General features: G+C 44.1%; 24 protein-coding genes. 15 read left to right on the top strand and 9 right to left on the bottom strand.

Annotated elements, in window-relative coordinates:
- The first annotated feature begins 390 nt into the window (after positions 1-390).
- The 3 genes from IM450_RS10730 (at position 391) to fmt (ending at position 3,115) form a co-directional block, all read left to right on the top strand.
- Complete coding sequence (locus IM450_RS10730) at positions 391-969, top strand: transposase (RefSeq protein ID WP_287667987.1); 579 nt, start codon at positions 391-393, stop codon at positions 967-969.
- A 332-nt stretch (positions 970-1,301) separates the two neighbouring features.
- A complete protein-coding gene (gene pgeF / locus IM450_RS10725; protein ID WP_287667990.1) occupies positions 1,302-2,096 on the top strand; it encodes a peptidoglycan editing factor PgeF in 795 nt (264 codons plus the stop codon).
- A gap of 41 nt (positions 2,097-2,137) precedes the next feature.
- Entirely contained in the window at positions 2,138-3,115 is a 978-nt protein-coding gene (gene fmt, locus IM450_RS10720; RefSeq protein ID WP_287667992.1) for a methionyl-tRNA formyltransferase, read from the top strand.
- Positions 3,116-3,144: 29 nt separating this feature from the next.
- Here the strand turns inward: fmt and IM450_RS10715 are convergent, their stop codons facing one another.
- From IM450_RS10715 to IM450_RS10705, 3 genes are all read right to left on the bottom strand, one after another.
- Positions 3,145-3,525 carry a cyclic nucleotide-binding domain-containing protein gene (locus IM450_RS10715; protein WP_002803323.1) on the bottom strand — a complete coding sequence of 127 codons (381 nt, stop codon included), beginning with the start codon at positions 3,523-3,525 and terminating at the stop codon, positions 3,145-3,147.
- Positions 3,526-3,528: 3 nt separating this feature from the next.
- Positions 3,529-3,699: a type II restriction endonuclease gene (locus IM450_RS10710; RefSeq protein WP_190357914.1), complete on the bottom strand. Its 171-nt coding sequence runs from the start codon at positions 3,697-3,699 to the stop codon at positions 3,529-3,531.
- A gap of 189 nt (positions 3,700-3,888) precedes the next feature.
- Positions 3,889-4,695, bottom strand: a complete 807-nt coding sequence (locus tag IM450_RS10705; RefSeq protein WP_287668003.1) for a TlyA family RNA methyltransferase — start codon at positions 4,693-4,695, stop codon at positions 3,889-3,891.
- Between the two features lie 139 nt (positions 4,696-4,834).
- Between IM450_RS10705 and IM450_RS10700 the strand changes: the two genes are divergently transcribed.
- The 10 genes from IM450_RS10700 (at position 4,835) to IM450_RS10655 (ending at position 14,787) form a co-directional block, all read left to right on the top strand.
- Entirely contained in the window at positions 4,835-5,056 is a 222-nt protein-coding gene (locus IM450_RS10700; RefSeq protein ID WP_002736250.1) for a hypothetical protein, read from the top strand.
- A 113-nt stretch (positions 5,057-5,169) separates the two neighbouring features.
- Complete coding sequence (gene ldpA / locus IM450_RS10695; RefSeq protein ID WP_287668005.1) at positions 5,170-6,171, top strand: circadian clock protein LdpA; 1,002 nt, start codon at positions 5,170-5,172, stop codon at positions 6,169-6,171.
- Positions 6,172-6,293: 122 nt separating this feature from the next.
- On the top strand, positions 6,294-8,039 hold the full coding sequence (locus IM450_RS10690; protein WP_002803320.1) for a R3H domain-containing nucleic acid-binding protein: 1,746 nt from the start codon (positions 6,294-6,296) through the stop codon (positions 8,037-8,039).
- 11 nt (positions 8,040-8,050) lie between these two features.
- Positions 8,051-9,478 (top strand): hypothetical protein, encoded by a 1,428-nt coding sequence (locus tag IM450_RS10685; RefSeq protein WP_287668008.1) that lies wholly within the window; start codon positions 8,051-8,053, stop codon positions 9,476-9,478.
- 78 nt (positions 9,479-9,556) lie between these two features.
- A complete protein-coding gene (locus IM450_RS10680; RefSeq protein ID WP_287668011.1) occupies positions 9,557-10,372 on the top strand; it encodes a Cof-type HAD-IIB family hydrolase in 816 nt (271 codons plus the stop codon).
- 113 nt (positions 10,373-10,485) lie between these two features.
- Positions 10,486-11,220 (top strand): dienelactone hydrolase family protein, encoded by a 735-nt coding sequence (locus tag IM450_RS10675; protein ID WP_287668013.1) that lies wholly within the window; start codon positions 10,486-10,488, stop codon positions 11,218-11,220.
- A gap of 96 nt (positions 11,221-11,316) precedes the next feature.
- Complete coding sequence (locus IM450_RS10670; protein ID WP_287668033.1) at positions 11,317-12,174, top strand: S1 RNA-binding domain-containing protein; 858 nt, start codon at positions 11,317-11,319, stop codon at positions 12,172-12,174.
- Positions 12,175-12,361: 187 nt separating this feature from the next.
- Positions 12,362-13,219 (top strand): DUF6671 family protein, encoded by an 858-nt coding sequence (locus IM450_RS10665; protein WP_287668015.1) that lies wholly within the window; start codon positions 12,362-12,364, stop codon positions 13,217-13,219.
- Positions 13,220-13,232: 13 nt separating this feature from the next.
- The gene (locus tag IM450_RS10660; RefSeq protein WP_287668017.1) at positions 13,233-13,892 is read left to right on the top strand and encodes a class I SAM-dependent methyltransferase; all 660 of its coding nucleotides are present in this window, start codon (positions 13,233-13,235) and stop codon (positions 13,890-13,892) included.
- Between the two features lie 25 nt (positions 13,893-13,917).
- On the top strand, positions 13,918-14,787 hold the full coding sequence (locus IM450_RS10655) for an NAD(P)-dependent oxidoreductase (protein WP_287668019.1): 870 nt from the start codon (positions 13,918-13,920) through the stop codon (positions 14,785-14,787).
- A 430-nt stretch (positions 14,788-15,217) separates the two neighbouring features.
- Here the strand turns inward: IM450_RS10655 and IM450_RS10650 are convergent, their stop codons facing one another.
- Positions 15,218-15,568 carry a DUF760 domain-containing protein gene (locus tag IM450_RS10650; RefSeq protein WP_002803308.1) on the bottom strand — a complete coding sequence of 117 codons (351 nt, stop codon included), beginning with the start codon at positions 15,566-15,568 and terminating at the stop codon, positions 15,218-15,220.
- Between the two features lie 136 nt (positions 15,569-15,704).
- Positions 15,705-16,223 (bottom strand): SMC-Scp complex subunit ScpB, encoded by a 519-nt coding sequence (gene scpB / locus IM450_RS10645; protein ID WP_002803303.1) that lies wholly within the window; start codon positions 16,221-16,223, stop codon positions 15,705-15,707.
- 61 nt (positions 16,224-16,284) lie between these two features.
- Here scpB and IM450_RS10640 point away from each other — a divergent pair, with 61 nt between their 5' ends.
- Both IM450_RS10640 and IM450_RS10635 read left to right on the top strand, forming a co-directional pair.
- Positions 16,285-17,097 (top strand): inositol monophosphatase family protein, encoded by an 813-nt coding sequence (locus tag IM450_RS10640; protein WP_287668022.1) that lies wholly within the window; start codon positions 16,285-16,287, stop codon positions 17,095-17,097.
- 256 nt (positions 17,098-17,353) lie between these two features.
- Positions 17,354-18,118, top strand: a complete 765-nt coding sequence (locus IM450_RS10635; protein ID WP_287668025.1) for an ABC transporter ATP-binding protein — start codon at positions 17,354-17,356, stop codon at positions 18,116-18,118.
- Between the two features lie 314 nt (positions 18,119-18,432).
- Here IM450_RS10635 and IM450_RS10630 read toward each other — a convergent pair whose 3' ends face one another.
- The 4 genes from IM450_RS10630 to ndhD1 all read right to left on the bottom strand — a co-directional run bounded on the left by IM450_RS10630 (position 18,433) and on the right by ndhD1 (position 21,448).
- Positions 18,433-18,711, bottom strand: a complete 279-nt coding sequence (locus IM450_RS10630) for a hypothetical protein (protein ID WP_002735949.1) — start codon at positions 18,709-18,711, stop codon at positions 18,433-18,435.
- Between the two features lie 41 nt (positions 18,712-18,752).
- Positions 18,753-19,115: a DUF4164 family protein gene (locus IM450_RS10625; protein WP_287668030.1), complete on the bottom strand. Its 363-nt coding sequence runs from the start codon at positions 19,113-19,115 to the stop codon at positions 18,753-18,755.
- Between the two features lie 41 nt (positions 19,116-19,156).
- Positions 19,157-19,486 carry a hypothetical protein gene (locus IM450_RS10620; protein ID WP_002803299.1) on the bottom strand — a complete coding sequence of 110 codons (330 nt, stop codon included), beginning with the start codon at positions 19,484-19,486 and terminating at the stop codon, positions 19,157-19,159.
- Positions 19,487-19,864: 378 nt separating this feature from the next.
- The gene (gene ndhD1 / locus IM450_RS10615) at positions 19,865-21,448 is read right to left on the bottom strand and encodes a photosynthetic/respiratory NAD(P)H-quinone oxidoreductase subunit D1 (protein WP_002768562.1); all 1,584 of its coding nucleotides are present in this window, start codon (positions 21,446-21,448) and stop codon (positions 19,865-19,867) included.
- Between the last annotated feature and the right edge of the window lie 430 nt (positions 21,449-21,878).

Raw genomic sequence — 21,878 nt, 5'->3', positions numbered from 1 at the left:
GTTTAATGCTTGTCGGGGAGAGAAATTTTCTGTCTTCATACCTTTATCCTCTTCCTACTCAACCCGATTTTGGAGTCTATTTTTTTCTCTCTTATCTTTGCTCAAAAACCCTATATATATTTGCGCACGGATTCCCATTATATAAAAAGTCTAAAGCAAGTCTCGCCATTTGTCAAGGGTTTTGAGAAAATCTCCCCACTTCCCAAGAGGTGAGGGAAATTGCCAGTAAGTTTGCAGGGGTAGAAAGTTTAAAGGAAGCGCTCGCAACGCGCTCGCTACGCGAGACCGAGCAGTTACAATTATTGTTATCTTCAGCTTGATCTTATTTTACTAAATAGCCAAAAACTAAAATAAGATTCCTATTTATTGTCCTGACAAGGAGATGAATAAATGAATAATTTTTCTGAGAAACACCATCGTCGTTCCTTAAGATTATCTCGCTATGATTATTCTCAATCGAGTGCATATTTCGTAACAATTTGTATTAAAAATAGTGAAAATTTATTAGGTGACATACAAGATAATGTTATGAATCTTAATCAATTTGGTCAAGTTGTTAAGGATATTTGGCATAGTTTAGATACTCGTTATAAAGAAGTTATTTTAGATGAATTTGTAATTATGCCTAATCATATTCATGGGATAATATTTATTGATAACCGAGTAGAGATAATTCATGAATTATCTCTACTGAAGGAAAGGAGAAAAATGTTGTTACCTAAAGTGATTGGTTATTTTAAAATGAACAGTGCTAAACTGATTAATCAATTGCGTGGTACTCAAGGTCAATCGGTTTGGCAAAAGAATTATTATGAACATATTATCCGTCATGAGGTTTCCTTAACGAAAATTAGAGAATATATTGTTAATAATCCTTTAAAGTGGCATCAAGATATCGAAAATCAGCAAGTCAAACCTAGTCAGGAGGAAATTGAGTTTTGGCAAAACTTCGGTAGAAAGGATTTATAATCACCGTAACAACAATTTAGTAGGGATAATTCATGAATTATCCCTACTCAGGAATGCTTTGTTTAATGGTTGTCGGGGAGAGAAATTTTCTGTCTTCATACCTTTATCCCTATCCCTAGCCAACCCGGTTTTTCAGGCTATTTTTTTCTCTCTTATCTTTGCCCAAAAACCCTATATATATGGGCGCACGGATTCCCATTATATAAAAAGTATAAAGCAAGTCTCGCCATTTGTCAAGGGTTTTAAGTAATAATCTTCCGTTGCCGTTTAGCCAAGCTCAGAACTAGGATAGGAGAGAATAAGGTATTATTGCAGCCAGAGAGGCTTAGACTGTGACCAATGTAGCGATCGATGTGGGATTAACCGAGACTTCTCTGTGGCAATGGCAAACATGGCAAGGATTGCCCTATCTTACCTGTAATCTCCTAGAGGATTGGTCCCACGGCTTTTTTACCCGTCATTATTACCCCCAAACCCCGGAAGCTTTTACGGGTGCTTTAGGGGCAAATGTACCGGTTTATCGCGTCAAACAGGTACATGGCGATCGCCTATTAAATCCCCAAGGGATTGCTAACCCAGAAATAGCCGAAGCGGATGGAATTATCACCGATGCTTCCGGTCAAGGGATTTGGGTAGCCAGTGCTGACTGTACGCCCGTACTAATAGGCGATCGCTCTACTGGTGTTGGGGTGGCGATTCATTCTGGATGGAGAGGGACCGCTAAGGGGATAGTTGTCAAAGCAGTTAAGCAGTTATTAAACTCAGGTAGTTGTTTAGATAACTTAGTCCTGGCCCTGGGGCCAGCAATTGCTGGGGAAGTCTATCAAGTCGATGGAGAAGTTGCAGCAGAAGTGGGTTTAAGTTTATTCCCTCAAGAAACCAATCCCGAGCAAATTCTGGCCAATTTATCTAACCTGTCCCCTTCCCCCTTATTTGCTGACGAGGAAAAAGGGAAAGTGCGCTTAGACGTGCGACGGGTGATTTATCATCAACTACAACAGTTAGGAATTAGGGATGAACAAATCGCGATCGCTCCTTTTTGTACCTATCAACAAGAAGAGCATTTTTTCTCCTATCGTCGGGAAAAAGCCAAAAAAATCCAATGGTCTGGCATAGTTAGTCGTTAATGATTACTGCACACTGATAACTGAAAAATACCCCTTTTCTCATGCGTATTGTTTTTTTCGGAACCCCTACTTTTGCCGTTCCCACCCTAAAAAAATTATTAGCCAATCCCGATATAGAAGTGATTGCCGTCGTTACCCAACCGGACAAGCGCCGGGGAAGGGGTAATCAATTAACCCCCTCACCGGTGAAACAAATAGCCATAGAACAGCAAATACCGGTTTTGCAGCCCAAAAGTGTGAAAAAAAATGCTAAAACCTTAAATTTTCTCAGACAATCGCGAGCGGATGCCTTTGTGGTGGTTGCCTACGGACAAATTCTCTCCCCAGAAATTCTAGAGATGCCGAGATTAGGCTGTATTAACGTTCATGGCTCAATTTTACCGAAATATCGGGGAGCAGCCCCCGTGCAGTGGTGCATCGCTAGGGGAGAAAAAGAAACCGGCATTACCACCATGTTAATGGATGCGGGCATGGACACCGGACCGATGTTACTGAAAGCCTACAGCCCGATCGCTCTTTTTGACAATGCCGAACAGGTGGGAGCAACCCTAGGCCAAATGGGGGCGGATTTGCTCCTAGAAACCCTCTCTAAGCTCGATCAAGGGGAAATTACCCCAATTCCTCAAAATAACGACGATGCCACCTATGCTCCTTTAATTGAGAAATCCGACTATCTAATCCACTGGCAAGATTCGGGCCGGACAATTCACGATCGAGTCCGGGGTTTTTATCCTAATGCGCTGACCACTTTCCGGGGACAACCCCTAAAAGTGATGGCCACTATTCCCCTAGAGGATCTCGGTCAACTTCCTCCAGAATTACAGACAAAAGACCTTTCTCATCTAAGCGGAGAAGTGGGATCGATCGTGGCGCTCTGGAAAAATTTCGGGCCGGTAGTGCAGACGGGAGCGGGTTTATTATTATTAAAAGAAGTGCAATTATCGGGAAAACCACCGCGTTCTGGTGGGGATTTAGTCAATGGTTCCCGTTTAACTATCGGTGAGACTTTCGGTCAATAGTTTTCAGGGGATGGCTTTCCTTTGCTCCTCTATGCTTCACTGGTGAAGATTTTTTTTAACTTGCGAAAGCGATCGGAATAACTTCTTAACACTTCGATCGCAAACATGGGGGTTTCCTGCACGGCAAATAAAAACTGCGGTTGATTGAGATAGGCTAATTTACAATCAGTTTTGGCAATAGCTGTGGATTCTCGCAGTTTATCCCCATGCAGGAGCGCTCCTGCTCCGAATACATCCCCTTTTTCTAGAGTTTCTATCAATTGTCCCTTGATATACATCTCCACTTCTCCGCTAAGAATACCGTACATTAACTCGCCCTCCGTGCCATCGGTAAAAATAACTTCACCAGCTGGAAAAGTGCGATCGGGATGATTTTCGAGAATTTTAATCGTTTCTACGGGACTTAACATGATTTAACAATAATTTTTCGGGTTATCTCTCCCATTTTCCAATAGATTGAACTCCCCGATCATCGTTTTTGTATCTAAGAATACTTGAAACTTCTCTACCTGACAAAGATTTGGTTTGACTCTCAGAAATGCTTTGTTTAATCCTTGTCGGGGAGAGAAATTTTCCGTCTTCATACCTTTATCCTCTTCCTACCCACCCCGATTTTTGAGTCTATTTTTTTCTCTCTTATCTTCTCTCAAAAACCCTATATATATGGGCGCACGGATTCCCATTATACATAAAGTCTAAAGCAAGTCTCGCCATTTGTCAAGGGTTTTCTGAAAATCTCCCCCTCTCCCCACTTCCTTGAGAAAATACCGGGGTTAGAACTGTTTGATCGCTGCTTGGGTGATTTCTGCGATCGCGGCTAAACTGGGACTAACTTGGCCCATATCGGTGGATAACCAGAGAAGATACTCGACGTTACCCGCAGGTCCGGTAATGGGAGACCAAGTTAAACCCCGATAGAACCATCCTAAGACTGCGGCGGCCTGTAAAACCTGAAAAATCGCCCCCGCTTGGTCTTGGTGGTCGCGAACTACCCCTTTTTTGCCGACTTTTTCCCGTCCCACCTCGAATTGGGGTTTGACCAATAAAATCGCCTCTCGGGGTGGATTTAATAGCGTCCACAGGGTCGGTAAAACTTTGGTCAAAGAAATAAAGGACAGATCCATAACTGCTAAATCGGCGGGTTTTTCTGGTCCGTATAACTTTTCCGGGGTTAAATAGCGAAAATTAGTTCTTTCTAGTAAAATAACCCGTTCATCCTGCCGTAAACTCCACGCCACTTGTCCATAACCCACATCGACCCCATAAACCCGTTTTGCCCCTTTTTGCAAGAGACAATCGGTAAATCCCCCCGTGGAAATGCCGCCATCTAAACAAATGCGATCGCTGACATCGATGGCAAACAATTCTAAGGCCTTGGCTAATTTTTCGCCCCCCCTTGACAAATAGGGCAGTTTCTGCTTAACCTCGATCGCCGCTGACCGATCGATTTCTGTGGCCGGTTTATCGATGATTTGGTGATTGACTTTCACTTCTCCAGCGCGAATTAATCGCTGTGCCTGTTGACGGGAATCACAGAGATTTTTGGCTACTAATAATAAATCTAATCTTTGTTTCGGCAAGGAAGGCCTCCCAATAACCAGCGCCTAATTCTAAAAAATACCTTATTTTTCCCCAAGCAATCCCAGAAAGAAGATTATAAGTAAAGAAAGGGGTAAGCGAAACCCATCAGCTAAATTTTCGCTGCCATCCCGATATTTTATGGATAAAGATACTCGATTCGCCATTTTGGTCATTGGCATCCCCTTTCTAGGACTAGCTTACTGTGGCTTGATTTTTGCCGTGATGATTTATTGGGTCTGGGCCCGGGAACATCCCGTGACCATGGCCACTTTTTTTGTCCTTGCTCCTTCTTTGATTTCTGGCTCTATTTGGCTGTTAGCTTCCTATAAAGCCCGTCAAAAGCAGCGTTTGGGTTTATAGTTCAATGTAGAGGCCGATGGCATTCGTCCAAGAAGAATCAATAATCAGTCTTTAGTCAGAATCAGAGCAGCACAGGGCTGACATTTAGGGGCTGGGCGCGATAGGATGAAAAAGTGCTAGATAAAAACTCCCCTCCCTTACAGTCCTTAGTGGCGGGTCACTGGTTCAAGCTCATCTGTGGAGCTAGTTACCAAGATTTGCCCACGATTCGCAACCTCGCCTTGGCCTATACTATCGCCGGAGCCGATTGTATTGATGTGGCTGCCGATCGAGCCGTGATCCTTGCGGCCCGCGAAGGCATGGAAACCGCCGCCAAAATCGCTGGATTCCCTGCCAATCAACGACCTTGGTTAATGGTCAGTCTCAATGACGGTGAAGATCCCCACTTTCGCAAAGCTGTCTTTAACCCGCAACTCTGTCCGGTCGATTGTCCCCGTCCCTGCGAAAAAATCTGTCCCGCTTATGCTATTGATGGGGGAGGAGTGATTGAACAGCGCTGTTATGGTTGCGGTCGTTGCTTACCCGTTTGTCCCGAGCAGATAATCGAGACAAGATCCCGTATCTGTCAACCTGAAGAAATTATCCCCTTAATTATCGAAATGGGAGTAGATGCGATCGAAATTCATACCCAAGTCGGTCATGGAGAGGAATTTGCTCGACTCTGGCAAGCGATCGCACCTGTAAGTAAAAACCTAAAAATCCTGGCCATAAGTTGCCAAGATGATGAATATATCATTGATTACCTCCACGATCTGCGAGAAACCATTTCACCCCTAAGCTGTCCTCTGATTTGGCAGACGGACGGCCGACCGATGAGCGGCGATATCGGCAAAGGAACCACCCACCCGGCAATTAATATGGCCAAAAAAGTCCTCTGTGCCAATCTAGCCGGATTTGTGCAGTTAGCCGGGGGAACCAATGACCATACCGTGACCAAATTACAGCAACTGGGACTGAGAGAAAAAATCGCTGGTATTGCATCTGGAAGTTACGCCCGTTCATTGATTTTGCCAATTTTAGAGCATTTAGACCAGCCTAACCTTGAAAATGACCCCCAAGCCTACCAAGAAGCCCTTAAAGCCGCTTCTATTCTCGTGGCTCAATTAAAAGCCTAGCCTTGTTCAAAAAACTATAATATTTTTTTAATTGACAACTAACCCATAAATGTGTTAGACCCCAAGAAAATCTTGGAAATAAAAACAGCCAATTATCGCCAAAACCTCTTACTATTAATTTAATGCCAGAAACCCTACCCTCCTCTCGGATGCCAGTGACCGACGACTTAAACAAACTCTTGGCAATTCTACCCGCTCGGATTCGCGGCAAGATCGAGGAACACCCGAGGCAGCATCAACTGATCGAAGTAGTTATGGATTTGGGACGCATACCAGAAGCGCGTTTTCCCGATGGGGCGATCGATCTGGGGGACGAACCGATCTCAAAAGAAGAAATCCAGTATTCGATCGCCAGGGTGGGCAGTTTTAGCGGCGATAATCGCGCCGGGATTGAACGCACCCTGCACCGCATCAGTGCCATTCGCAATCGAGACGGGGAAATTATCGGTTTAACCTGTCGTATCGGTCGGGCCGTTTTCGGTACGATCACCCTAATTAACGACCTAGTGGAAACGGGTAAATCCCTACTGCTGCTCGGTCGTCCGGGGGTAGGGAAAACCACCGCTCTCCGGGAAATAGCCCGAGTTTTAGCCGACGATCTCAATAAACGGGTAGTGATTATCGACACCTCCAACGAAATCGCCGGGGATGGAGATATTCCCCATCCAGCCATCGGTCGCGCTCGTCGGATGCAGGTGGCCCGTCCGGAATTGCAGCATCAAGTCATGATCGAAGCGGTGGAAAACCATATGCCAGAGGTGATCGTGATTGATGAGATCGGTACGGAATTAGAAGCTCTGGCCGCTCGCACGATCGCCGAACGCGGGGTGCAGTTAGTGGGAACCGCCCACGGCAATCAACTGGAAAATTTAATTAAAAACCCGACTTTATCGGATTTAGTCGGGGGAATTCAGGCAGTAACTCTCGGAGACGAAGAAGCACGCCGCCGGGGTTCTCAGAAAACCGTTTTAGAACGCAAAGCACCGCCCACCTTTGACATTGCCATCGAAATGTTGGAACGTCAGCGCTGGGTCATCCACGAGGACGTATCTACCACTATCGACCAACTGCTGCGGGGACGGGAAGCAATTGCCCAAATCCGTTGGGTGGACGAGGAGGGGAAAGTACAGGTGGCTCAGGAAGAACCAAAACCGGAAAAGTTGACCCCTTTGCGCGGCAATTATCTGCCGGAAATGGATAAACCCAAGGGATGGCGGGCCGATGGCCGGATGACTCCCGTGGCCCGTTTCCCGGAGGGACCTCTCAACCGGGAAAACGATTTCGATCGCCTCCTCGAACAATCTTGGCTGCAGGAAGAACCGGAAACGGAAAAAGTCCGCGTCCCCGGTCCCAATGGCGAAGATTGGCCGGTTTATGTCTATCCCTACGGGGTTAGTCGCGCCCCGATCGAACAGGTAGTACAGGCCCTAGATTTGCCGATCGTGTTGACCAAAGATTTACAGGCGGCTGACGCGGTGTTGGCCCTGCGTTCCCACGTTAAAAATCAGTCAAAATTGCGTCAAATTGCCAAAGTAAGACAAATTCCCATCCACGGCATCAAATCCAATACCCTGCCCCAAATTTCTCGCGGTTTAAAGCGGATTTTGGGCATTGATGACCCGATGAATCAGGAAGGTGCCGACCTGCGTTTATTTGCCCGCAGCGGCAGCGATGACGAGATCGAAGCTTTAGAGGAGGCCAGGTTAGCGGTGGAACAAATCGTTATTCCTACCGGTCAACCGGTGGAGTTACTGCCGCGATCGGCGAAAGTGCGGAAAATGCAGCACGAATTAGTGGAACATTACCGTCTCCAATCCGATAGCTTCGGAGAGGAACCGAATCGCCGTATTCGCATCTATCCAGCTTAGGAGTCAGGAATTTGAAGCGACGCACGCTAATTATTATGGGTACGGGGGCGGCGATCGGTGCGGTGGCCTCCTTGATTATCCATCGTCCCGAATCGGCGGCGGAATTACGCGACAAAATGCCCCTGGCCCAAAGAATTAAGCTCTGTCTCGATCTGGCTAGGATTAAACTAACCACGACGATCGATTATCTCGATAGTTATGCCTATCTTGGCATTGTTTATCCCTATCTTACCAATCCAGAGCCATCGGGTTTTAATTTCTTCAATTGGCGACGGAGGCTCAATAGTCCCATCCCCGGCACTTGGAAGCTAGAAAACGCCGATTTTTGGGCGGCAGGGGCTTTTCCTGCTTTATTATGGAAAATGGCTGATTTAGAATCAGACCCTATGTATAGCGGCTTTTGGGCGGCTGCTGCGAAAAAATGGAGCGATCCCTTAAAAGAAGCGAGTTTAAAGAACAAAGACATCGCTCTTAATAATTTACTGGTTTTTGCTCCTTGGGTTGAGTCGGGACAGGGCAAGGAAAAACAGACAGCTTTAGAGATCACTTTACAGGGAGCCAGACAACTAGCGCAACCCTTTCAGGATGGCAAGGGGAGTTATCACAGCGATATCGGGACTTTTGGCTGGCTACGCAAGGCCGATCGCACCGATCAGCAAGAACATTGGCAGGTTTTTATGGACCATACGATCAATATAGAACAACTGCTCTGGGCAAGTCTCCACAATTCTGACCCCAAGGAAGCAAAAGATTGGCAAGAAAAGGCCCTTTCCCACATCCGCACCATTAGCCGCACCTTTGGGGCTAATCGTCGCCCGGGTAAAACGGGAACTTGGCAAAGAGGCTATTTTGATCAAAATGTCAACTCTCCCACCTATAGAAATTTCTTATTTAATGAGGGAAAACAGGGCTGGCGCGATGATAGCACTTGGTCCCGGGGTCAAGCTTGGTTTATTTATGCTGCCACGACGGCCTATATTTACACTGGCGATCCGGAAATGTTAACCATTGCCAAGGCTGCCATTAATTATTATCTGGAAAATTTGCCCGATCGTTGGCCTGGTGGACAAAGACGCGCCGGAGATTTTATTCCCCCTTGGGATTTTGATTATGCCTTGCAAAAAAATGCCGCTACGGAAAAGGATTCTTCGGCAGCAGCGATCGCTGTGGCGGGGATGATTCGCTTATTAAAAGCTTTACCCAGCAGTGATCCTAGTTATGGAACCTATCGAGAGGCGATCGATAATATTCTCTTGAATCTGACTTCTTTTCAGTATTTTCCCGATGAAACCGCCCCAGAGATGAGTCTATTGCGTCATGGTTGTTATCATCATCCCGCATCGATTCGACCCAGCCAAATCTATGATACGGGTTTAATTTGGGGAGACTTCTTTTTTATCAACGCTTTAACTGAATACCAAGATTTACCCGATAGTTAACTGACTACTTAATTCTTGCCCTTTTTGAGGGGGGAAGTGGCAAACTATTAACTGTTGACCGTTGAATGGGAAAAGACTGTGGATATTCGCTTAATCGTTGTCGATGTGGATGGAACGATCGCCGGTAATAACAATCAGGTTAATCCGGCTGTGGTGCAAGCGGTCTCGGCCGTCCAAAAAAAGGGAATTCCCGTCGCTATTGGCACTGGCAGGATGTACCGTTCGGCTTTACGCTTTCATCAACGCCTTAAATCGACTTTACCTATAATTGCTTACAATGGCGCTTGGATTCAAGATCCTGTTTCCCAAGTTCACCATCGACATACCCCCATTTCCCCCGACTTGGCGATCGATCTTTTAGATTATCTCGAACAACCCCAATGGAAAGAGAAAATCTCCCTTAATTTTTATATGGACGATGTGCTTTATGTGCGGCAATTAAACGCGGAAACGGAATTCTATCGGCAGCGATCGGGTATTATTGCCGAAGCAGTGGGAGATTTACGCAAAGTTGCCCACAAAACTACTAAAATCCTGGCCATGGGAGAAGATAAGCAATTTATCGCCGAGATTTGGCAGCATTTACAGCAACGTTATCAAAATCAAGATTTATACTTTACCCAATCGAGTCCGACTTTTTTTGAAGTTACCCACGTTGAGGCTACCAAGGGAAGCGCCACCCAATTTTTGGCCGAAGATATCCTAGGATTACAACCGCAAAACGTCATGGCGATCGGTGATAATTTTAATGATGTTTCTATGCTCACCTATGCGGGTGTCGGTGTCGCCATGGGTAATGCTCCCCAAGCTGTTAAGGATCAAGCCGATTGGGTTGCCCCCAGTGTAGACTTAAATGGGGTAGCCGCGGCCTTGGCAAAGTTTGTTTTGATTTGAGGAATGGGGGAATGGGGAAGTGGGGAAATGGGGGAATGGGAAATTTCAACTAAAACCCCAACACCCTAAAACCCCGAAACCAAAAAACCAACAGCCTTTTTACCGAGAAAATTATGACCATTAATACGCAAACTGTTACGATTTCTAACAAAGATATTGACATAGATGCCTATTTAGCCATTCCCGATCGAGTGGGAATTTATCCAGCAATTATCGTGATTCAGGAAATATTCGGCGTAAACGACCATATTCGCCATATCACCCGCAGAATCGCCCAAGAAGGCTATATAGCGATCGCTCCTGCCATTTATCAGCGATTTGCTCCCGGTTTTGAAACGGGGTACAGTATGGCAGATATCGAAATCGGTCGTCAGTACAAAGAACAAACCAAAGCAGCCGAATTAATCAGCGATATCCAGGCCACCATCGATTATCTTTATAGTTTGCCACAGGTGCAAAAAACCGGTGTCGGCACGATCGGTTTTTGTTTTGGTGGTCATGTGGTTTATCTTGTCTCCACTCTAGAGGATATCAAAGTTAGTGCCTCTTTTTACGGTGCGGGAATCACCACGGGAACCCCAGGCGGTGGCCAAGCGACAGTGAAAGTGACTCCCCAAATCGAGGGGACAATCTACGCATTTTTCGGGATGTTAGATGCGAGTATTCCTCAAAAGCAAGTGGATGAGATAGAAAACGCATTAATCCGTTATCAAATCCCCCATCGAGTTTTCCGCTATGAAAATGCCGACCATGGCTTTTTCTGCGACCAAAGAGCTAGTTATAATGCTAAGGCGGCCAAATCTGCCTGGGATCATGTGCTAGAGTTATTTAGCCTTCTTAAATCTTAATGGTCTGACCCCTCAAGCTTCAGCTTACACTGGAAGCAGATCGAAATCACACTTGTAACCATTCTTTTTATCATGACACCGAACCCTGCCTTTTCCATGGACGATTTTGCCAAAGCTCTTGATCAATACGATTATCAATTTGAAAAAGGGCAGATCGTGCGCGGGAGAGTCGATCAACACACCTCCGATGGAGCATTCATCGATATTGGCGGCAAATCCTCCGCTTTTATTCCTTTAAGGGAAATTTCCCTGGAAAATGTTACTTCCATTGCCGAAGCTTTACCCATAGGTGCAGAATTCGATTTTCTGATTACCCGTGGACAGGACGCGGAAGGACAAGTTACCCTGTCTCTGCGGCAATTATTACTACAAAAAGCCTGGGAAAATGTCAGGGAAATCTCTGAAAGTGGCAAGTCAGTACAGATGCGCGTCACGGGGGTGAATAAGGGGGGAGTAACGGGGGAAGTGGAGGGATTAAAAGGATTTATCCCTCGCTCCCATTTAATCGAAAAAAATGATTTAGATTCCCTGATCGGACAACTTTTAACCGCAACTTTTATTCAAATCGATCAAGAAAATAATAAGTTAGTTTTATCTCAGCGAGAAATTGCTCGCGCTAACGCTATCAGTCAATTAGCTGTGGGTAAATTATTAAGTGGCACCGTGGTTAAATTACAACCCTACGGTGTCTTTGTCGATTGCGGTGGAGTGACGGGATTACTCCATGCTAAACAGGTGACAGGAGCCTCTTTTAATTCTCCCATGACTTTCTTTAAAGTTGGTCAAGCAATTAAAGTGGTAGTCGCGGAAATTGACGAATATAAAAATCGCATTTCCCTATCTACAAAAATCCTGGAAGCGCACCCCGGCGAAATTCTCGAAAACTTTGCAGAAGTCATGGAAACAGCAGCAGAAAGATTACAACAAGCTCAGGAAAAAACCCCAGCAACTTAGTGTAGGGTGGGTTAGGCGACAATAATTTAGATATTTTACCACCTATTTAGTATTCGCCGTAACCCACCATCAGTTATCAGTTATCAGTTATCAGTTATCAGATGTGAGTTTTAAGTGGACAGTCTTAAGTAGGAAATTGCCGTTTTCTTTTCGCTGATTGCTGTTTTTTACTTTTTCCTTGATCAAGATGTTTCAAGAAAAGATGTTTCAAGATCGGATAGCAATTTTAGGGACTATGCACGGAAAAGAGCGGGTAATTGCACCGATTTTAGAGGAAAAAATAGGTCTTAAGGTGATTGTACCCGATAATTTTAATACCGATCGCTTTGGCACTTTTACCCGGGATATTAAGCGCATCGGGACACAAATTGAAACCGCTCGCAGCAAGGCACAAGAAGCGATCGAGCTTTCGGGATACGATATCGGAATTGCTAGTGAGGGTAGTTTTTATCCCTATCCCAATTTGCCGCTAGTTTCCTGTAATCGTGAATTGATTTTATTGCTCGATCGAGTCCATAATCTAGAAATAATTGGTCAAGCAATAGTCACGGAAACTAATCACGCTCACCAAACTGTAACTAATCTAGCAGCTGCTTTAGAATTTGCCGAAAAAATCGGGTTTCCTAGTCATGGTTTAGTGGTGATGTTTGATAAAAATTCTCTCGACTCTGAGCAGATTTTTAAGGGAATTACTGACCAGAAAAATTTAGTTAAAATTGTTGAAGATATTCTTGACAAAAACGGCAAAGTACACCTAGAAACCGATATGCGTGCTATGCACAATCCCACGCGGATGAAAGCAATTGTTGCCGCGACAGCAAATCTTGTTCAAAAACTTAATCAATTATGTCCTAATTGTGGTTGTCCGGGGTTTGATATTATCGAAAGAAAAGCGGGTTTACCCTGTGGTTTATGTCACTTTCCCACCTCTTTAATTAAACTGGAACTATACGGTTGTCAAAGGTGTGATTATCGAGAGGAAAAACTCTTTCCCAACGGTCAAAAAAACGCCGATCCGATGTATTGTGAATATTGTAATCCCTAAAGATAGCTTTTCTATGGAAAGAATTTTAGAACCAGAAGTAATGGATGATCGGGAAGAAGCGCTCGAATATGATGTCATGGACTTCACTGAAGTTAATACTAATTTCGCCAAAGAAGCCGTACAATTAGCCAGTATTAATGCTAGAGTGTTAGATGTAGGAACTGGTACTGCACGCATTCCGATTATACTCAGTCAACTACGTCCCCAATGGCAAATTATCGCTATTGATCTGGCCGATTCTATGTTAGAAATTGGTCAAAAAAATATCCTTAATGCTAACTGTCAAGAACAGATCAAATTGGAGAAAGTTGATGGAAAAAATCTTCCCTACCAATCCGAGCAATTTGATTTAGTTATTTCTAATAGTTTAATCCATCATCTCGAAAATCCTTTGCCTTTTTTACAGGAAATTAAGCGAGTTTTAAAACCGAATGGCGGCATTTTTTTAAGAGATTTATTCCGTCCCGATTCCGAGGAAATAATTAAGGGGATGGTGAGAGAAATCGATCCTAATTTTTCTCCCCGACAAGCGCAACTATTTCAAGACTCGCTGCGAGCGGCTTTTACCCTAGCAGAAATCGCCGATTTAATCCAGCAGTCAGGCTTAGAAAATGTTAAAATTTATCAGTCTTCCGAACGTCATTGGACAGCTATAAAAACCAGTAAACACTAATCACTAAATCAGGGAAAATTAAGTTATGAAAGTTGGATTTTTGGGAACGGGATTAATGGGAACGCCAATGGTAGAAAGATTATTAAATCAGAGAATTCCTGTTATTGCCTATAATCGCACCTTAGAAAAATTGACAGCTTTACAGCAGTTGGGAGCCAAAACAGTTAGCTGTCCCGAACAAGTGATTCAAGAGGCAGATTGTCTGATTTTAATGTTAACTAATGCCGCCGCTATCCAAGAGGTTTTAGGATTAAATTCCGAGCAATCTAACTTCAATAATCGTACTATTATTCAGATGGGAACCATTGCCCCTTCTGAAAGTAAACAACTGCGAGATAAAATTGTGGCTAAAGGGGGAGAATATCTAGAAGCACCCGTGTTAGGAAGTATTCCCGAAGCTAAAAAGGGGACTCTCTTAGTTATGGTGGGAGCAACGGAGAAACAGTTCCATCAATGGTCAAATTTATTAGCAAATTTTGGCCAAGAACCGATGTTAATCGGGGAAGTGGGAACCGCTGCGGCGTTAAAATTAGCTTTAAATCAATTAATTGCCTCTCTAACCAGTGCTTTTGGTTTAAGTTTAGCTTTTTTATCCCAGCAAGGAGTAGATCTAGAAAAGTTCATGACTATCCTGCGTCAAAGTGCCTTATATGCGCCTACTTTTGACAAAAAATTAACCAGAATGTTAGAGAAAAATTATGCTAACCCTAACTTTCCCACTAAACATTTACTCAAAGATGTTAATCTCTTTTTAGAGGAATCGGAGAAGTTAGATTTAACCACTTTTCCCCTAACAGGAGTACAGAGCCTTCTGGAAAAAGCTTTAGAAATGGGATTAGCAGAGGACGATTATTCAGCTTTATACGAAGCGCTGAAAAAAGAATTAAGTAGGTAGGCGTTAAAAATTATCAGACACCCCCCTTATCAAGCGTAGGGTTGATTCATGAATCAACCCTACCTTATCAAGGGGGGGCAGGGGGGATCGAACCTAAAATCCATTTTTAATTTAATTATAACCAGCTACTTATAAACCGCTTGGCAACATCAAAAAGACTCTCTTTGGTTTGTGTAGTCGGACAACTGATAGAAGAAAAACCGATAAAAGGCTTTAAATTTTCCTTAAGCTTTGTTGAGGTGGCCAAAAGAGGGGGTTAGAGTAAAAAGTGATGGAATTTTGGGCATATTCTCCTATGACGCTGACTGAATTTGGATTATTAGCGGGTTTACTTGTCCCCGGTATCCTGCTCTCGATTTTGGTGATGGTGAGTTTTGCCAAAGGGGGTTAAAAAGTGATAGGGACACCGATGAAAGTGTCTCTATCGAGATTAATCTATTTTGGGTTTTTTGCCCAATTTAATTGATTCTGTAGCTAACAAAATTGATTCTAAATGATGGCGCTTCTCCACTTGACCGAGGAAATAACCTGTCATCATCGCTGAAGCGAGAAGATTAGCCAAATTCTCGCGGTCGGTGGTAATTTGTACCGCAAAATCCTCTGAGGGTAACATTCCCACCAATCCCTTGACGTTTTGCGAGATAATATCTTTAATTTCGCTACTGACCGATTGGGCTATTCTCTCAAGGGTTTCAGGATGCTGCTGCTGGAGATACTGCATCAGACAGTTATCATTTTGTTCTTCGGTTTCCCAGGGAAAAAAATCAGGATTAAAAGTCATCAGAACTCCCACGCTGTAGTGGTTATTGGATTTAGGTTAACAAATCGCTCTTCTTGATTGCCCGAAGTCCCCCCTATCTTCTTCAAGTTTAGCTCAGTGATCAGAAATATTTACCCATAATACACCCTCTCTCTCCTTATTCCTGATCGGTAGATTCCAGAATACCCTGTTCCCTAAGATTGTCAACCTCGAAATATTGATGAAATTTATCGGTTACTTCTAACCAGTACGATCTACCTTCATTTTGCTTGCGTTTTCTCACAAATCCTCGTTCTACCAAGTCCTGAACCTGTTGATAGGCCGTACTGCCGCGTAAATTGATTAAATCCGCTTGCAAAATCGGTCCCTTGAGCGCGATCGCTGCTAAAGTGCGGAGAGTTCCTGTACCTAATTCGGCCGGGATCAGGTCTTCGATCAAATTCTGATAAGCTGACCGCAATTGTAAACTATAACCGAGGGGGGTTTCCACCACTTCCAAGGCACTATCCCGGTGAGCATAATCGGACATTAACTCGATCATGGCATCTTCTACCGTCAAGCGATCGCTGTTGGTCAACGTCACCATCTCGGTTAAGGGGACAGGCTGCCCTTTTAGGTAAAGTATCGCTTCTAGACGGGTAGCTAGTCTGATCTCCTGGTGTGCTTCCGCGCTCAATCTCGACTACCTAAGTTTAGACAATGATTTAATATTCTACTAGAAGACGAACGAGAAAATTATGGAAACTTTTTGGAGTCAGGTTTTAGACTTTTGTTATCAGGCTACCGAGCAGGTGGGCGATCGCCTAGTAGCTGATTTTGGCAAATTACAGGCCACCAATAAAGCAGACGGGACTTTAGTGACGGCTGCCGACCGTTGGTCCGATGGCGAATTGCGATCATTAATTGCCCGCACTTTCCAGGATCATGGAGTCTTAACCGAGGAAACTACCCATATTTTCCCGGATCAAGAATGGTCTTGGGTAGTGGATCCAATCGACGGCACGACTAATTTTACTCGCGGTATTCCCATCTGGGGCATTTCCCTAGGACTTCTCTACCGGGGGACTCCCGTGTTCGGATTTGTTTATCTCCCCTGCCTGAAACAGTCCTATTATGGTTATTGGTACGGTGAGACGGGTTTAACCGGTCCAGAGGGGGCCTACCGGGATGGTCAACCGATTCACACCAGCGACGATTTTCCCAGCAAAAATCATCTGTTTAATCTCTGCGCTCGTAGTACAGGTGTATTTAAAAACCCCTTTCCCTGCAAAGTGCGGATGATAGGAGTGGCTAGTTATAATCTGCTTTTGGTTGCCGATGGCACTGTCTTGGGAGGAGTGGAAGCAACCCCGAAAGTCTGGGATATTGCTGCGGTTTGGGCAATTCTACAGGCCGCTGGCGGAGTATTTATCTCTTTAGGAGAAAAGATTTTTCCCTTGCAGGTGGGGGAAAATTATAGTGATCGATCCTATCCCTGTTTAGCCGTAGCTCGATCGAATTTAGCGCCAGTTTTCTTGCCTTTAGTCGGTTTTCTCAAGGATGTTGCTTGAATGGAGAATTGCTCAGGTTAGAATAGCTGCATTTATTGGTTTTATCTCTATTTAGGGCTGGCTGAATAAATCTAAAAACCTTGTTGGATAATATCTTTAAGCTTGTTTGAAATCAAAAACTGCCAGCCCTTGGATTGATCAGGGGGGAAATTTAGGCACTTTTTGCCTGAAAATTAGGTAATTGACCCCCTGAAAATCGGTAAAACCCTACACTCCACACCCTACACCCCACACCCTGCCCCCACGAATTTATTTCATGAGTTTTGATACTTCCTCTCTCAGCGAACGCAACGATAAAGCCGAAGTCTATCAGCCGGTAATTATTCGCCTCGAAAATGTGTCTAAAATCTACGGCAGTGGCGAAACCATAGTTAAAGCCCTCAATAACATCAATTTAAGCCTAAAAAAAGGGGAATATTGCGCTATTATGGGGGCTTCAGGTTCGGGAAAATCCACGGTCATGAATATTATCGGCTGTCTTGATCGTCCCACCTTGGGGTCCTATTATCTAGAAAATCTCGACGTTTCCACGCTGCCGGATGGGGATTTAGCCCAGATTCGCAATCGTAAAATCGGCTTTGTTTTCCAGCAATTCCATCTTTTACCCCAGATGAGTGCGCTGGAAAATGTCATGTTACCGATGATTTATGGTGGGGTTCCTCCCCAAGAAAGAAAGGAAAGAGCGATCGCTGCTTTAACGAGGGTAAAATTGGATAATCGACTGCACAATAAACCCAATCAATTATCGGGGGGACAACAGCAGCGCGTTGCTATTGCTAGGGCAATTGTCAATCAACCCATATTATTACTTGCTGATGAACCGACGGGGGCGCTAGACTCGAAAACTACCCAAGAGGTGATGGCTATTTTCTCGGAATTGAATAACAGTGGCATTACTATCGTCATGGTAACTCACGAGGCCGATGTGGCGCGTAATTCCGGACGCATTATCTGGTTTAAAGATGGTGAAGTGGTTTATCCTAATCTCGCACCGACGGATTTACACGAGGTGATTGGGTAGGGTAGGGATTTTTCAGTTATCAGTGAAAAGAAAAGGCTCTCCCAGCTTTGGTGGGTAAAATGTATTCTAAGATACATTTCTCCTAGCGAGGGGGTGGAACGAACCACAAAGACACAAAGGACACAAAGATCGATCGATCCTAAGTAGTCGTGCAAAATTAATTTCCTAGTGAAGAAAGGCAAAAGGCAAGAGGCAAGAGGCAAGAGGTGGTTAGATGTGTGTAATTAATTTTGCTTAGGTACTTATGTCAATTAAACTTATCACACAGAACCTAGAAGAGCCAAGAAAACGGCAACTTCCTAATTAGATATCTGTTAGGGATTGGGAAGAAAACCAAAAAGTTTGGCTGCCCCTCCTAAAATGGCAACAACCAAAGCGATTAGAATCCCTCGATTGGTAAATTCCTGATTAGCGACTCTTGCAGTTAATCCTTTAATTTCTGTGGTTAGTCGCTCATCTAGGGCTTTAATCTCCCCTTTTAACTCCGATTGTCCTATCTCTAGCTTGTTAACATCCCTTTGTAGAGAGTCTATTTTCCCCTCAATCCTTGTTAGAACAGCTTCTAGGGAATAAGTCACGGTTTCGTTAGACATGAGCTAAACTCCTATATTTTGCTATGTTATAATCGCCTTATTTAGGGTTTGCCAGCGAGCAGAGAAAATCTGATACTGACGGTGATTATTGCCCCGATACCGGCACTAATTCCCCCAACAATTAGAGGTAAAATTAACCCCCGAAATCCCTGTAAGTCAGAAACAGACTTAACTAAAACAGATTGTTCATTTTCTACTTTTTCTAATCTTTTATCGATGCCCTCAATCTTAAAGCCTAAGGCTTTAATTTCCCCTTTTAACTCCGATTGTCCTATTTCTACTTTGGTTAATCGTTCATCAATTTTGTCGAATTTTTGATTAACATCTCTTTGTAGAGAGTCTATTTTCCCCTCAATCCTTGTCAGAACAGCTTCTAGGGAATAAGTCACGGTTTCGTTAGACATGAGCTAAACTCCTATATTTTGCTATGTTGCAATCGCCTTATTTATGGGTTGCCACTGAGTAGAGAAAATCTGATGCTGACGGTGATTATTGCCCCGATACCGGCACTAATTCCCCCAACAATCAGAGGTAAAATTAACCCCCGAAATCCCTGTAAGTCAGAAATAGACTTAACTAAAACAGATTGTTCATTTTCTACTTTTTCTAATCTTTTATCGATGCCCTCAACCTTAAAGCCTAAGGCTTTAATCTCCCCTTTTAACTCTGATTGTCCTATTTCTAGCTTGTTAACATCCCTTTGTAGAGAGTCTATTTTTCCCTCAATCCTTGTTAGAACAGCTTCTAGGGAATAAGTCACGGTTTCGTTAGACATGAGCTAAACTCCTATATTTTGCCATGTTGCGGTCTCGCGTAGCGAGCGCGTTGCGACCGCCTAATCTTCTTTGGGCGCGATTGCTCCAGTGGGGACTAATTCTAATAATTCTCCAGGCTGTACTCAGTAGCGATCGCATTAAAATAATCACACAATCAATTAAAAGTATAATAATACTAAATCCATTGAGTACAGGCTAGTTATGAGGAGAGGCAAAAGGCAAAAGGGAGAATAAATAATCATTCTTTAATAACCGGATTTAATATTAGTAAAAATTATCAATTGAATGTTAAGAAGTGCGGAAAGTGGGATTTAATACTGCTCACTTAAAACTCAAATCTGATAACTGGTAACTGGTAACTGATAACTGATAAATCCTTAGATTTCGGGGGCTTTTAGGGAATAAAGGGAGAAACTGGGGGTTTTTGCCTTTGCCTGTTGCACTAAACTGGGGACAGAATTACGCGCTAGGGCGGTTAATTTATTGGTAGTAGCATCGTAAATCGTCGTAGCCACTTTGGGATAGAGTCCAATACCGATAATTGGCACTAATAGAGAAGCGATGATAAAGACTTCCCGGGGTTCCGCGTCCACTAGGGCATGGTGTTCTTCTAATTCCTTATTTTCCGGCCCGTAGAGAATTTCTCGCAACATGGACAAGAGATAAATCGGGGTGAGAATGACACCGATAGCTGCTAAAAAGACGATAATAACGCGGAAAGTGGGACTATAGGCATCACTGGTGGCAAAACCGATAAATACCATTAATTCCGCCACAAAACCGCTCATCCCGGGCAAAGCGAGGGAAGCGAGGGAACAGGTGGTCCACATGGCAAAAACTTTCTTCATTTTCTTGCCGACACCGCCCATCTCGTCTAACATCAGGGTATGGGTGCGATCGTAGGTACAACCGACCATAAAGAATAAACTCGCCCCAATCAGTCCGTGGGAAATCATCTGTAACATCGCCCCACTTGTGCCAATATCGGTAAAGGAAGCCATACCAATCAGGACAAATCCCATGTGAGAGATGGAAGAATAGGCAATTTTGCGCTTAAGATTGCGTTGGGCAAAGGAGGTTAAGGCGGCGTAGATAATATTAACTACCCCTAAAATCACCAAAACGGGGGCGAAAACGGCGTGAGCATCGGGTAACATCCCCATATTCATCCGTAAGAGCGCATAACCACCCATTTTAAGCAAAATTCCCGCTAGTAACATATGGGCGGGGGCAGTGGCTTCGCCGTGGGCATCCGGTAGCCAAGTATGGAGGGGGAAAATCGGCAGTTTTACCCCGTAGGCAATCAGGAAACCGGCGTAGAGGAATAATTGCAGTTTCAGGGGGAAGTCTTTACCAGCAATAGTCACCATGTCAAAGGAGACGGTATCGCCATAAAAAGCCATCGTCAGCGCCGCTACAAGGATGAATAGGGAGCCTCCGGCGGTGTAAAGGATAAATTTGGTGGCCGCGTAGAGACGGCGTTTACCGCCCCAAATAGAGAGGATCAGATAGACGGGGACCAATTCTAATTCCCAGACGAGGAAGAACAGTAACAGATCCTGCACGGCAAACACCGCAATCTGTCCCCCGTACATCAACAGCATCAGGAAGTAGAACAGTTTCGGTTTAAAAGTGACCGGCCAAGCCGCTAAGATAGCCAGAGTGGTGATAAATCCCGTTAAGATAATCAGAGGCATGGAGAGGCCATCGGCTCCTAAGGACCATCTTAGGTCAATTTCGGGCAACCATTGGTAACTTTCCACTAATTGCAGATTGGGATTAGCGAAATCGTAACTGCTATAGAAAGCGTAGATAATTAGGGCAAAGTCGATTAATCCCACCGTCAGAGCAAACCATCTCACGGTTTTACCGTCTTTATCGGGAATTATGGGAACCAATAAAGCGGCGACGATGGGAAAAAGGATGATGGCAGTTAACCAAGGAAAGTTCGTTAGATTCATCGGCTGTTTTAATATTTATTTAATCGTCAGAATCGAGAAATTAAGCTAGGGCTTTTAACGGTTTTACCTAGCAAAACCGCCTTTTTTCTCTTGTTCTCGCGGTTACATTTGACTGTACCTAAATCAATCTAGCAATTATTTTCCTATCCTTGTCTGTTAATATTGTTAAGTTTCAAGAGACTGCTGGCCTAATTAGGGTTTGAGAGTTCAAAAATGGGAAAAATAGCGATGAGGTTGCAGAAAATCTCTAAATTAAGTGGGTAGGTGTTAAAAATTGTCGGCTCCCCCCCATACTAATGGTAGGGTTGATTCATGAATCAACCCTACGATGAATCAACCCTACGATGAATCAACCCTACGATGAATCAACCCTACGATGAATCAACCCTACGATGAATCAACCCTACGATGAATCAACCCTACGATGAAT

This window comes from Microcystis sp. M083S1, from assembly GCF_020246405.1.
GTDB lineage: Bacteria > Cyanobacteriota > Cyanobacteriia > Cyanobacteriales > Microcystaceae > Microcystis > Microcystis aeruginosa_C.
The sequence above is the reverse complement of the archived record's forward strand: the minus strand, read 5'-3'. Positions and strand labels throughout refer to the sequence as shown.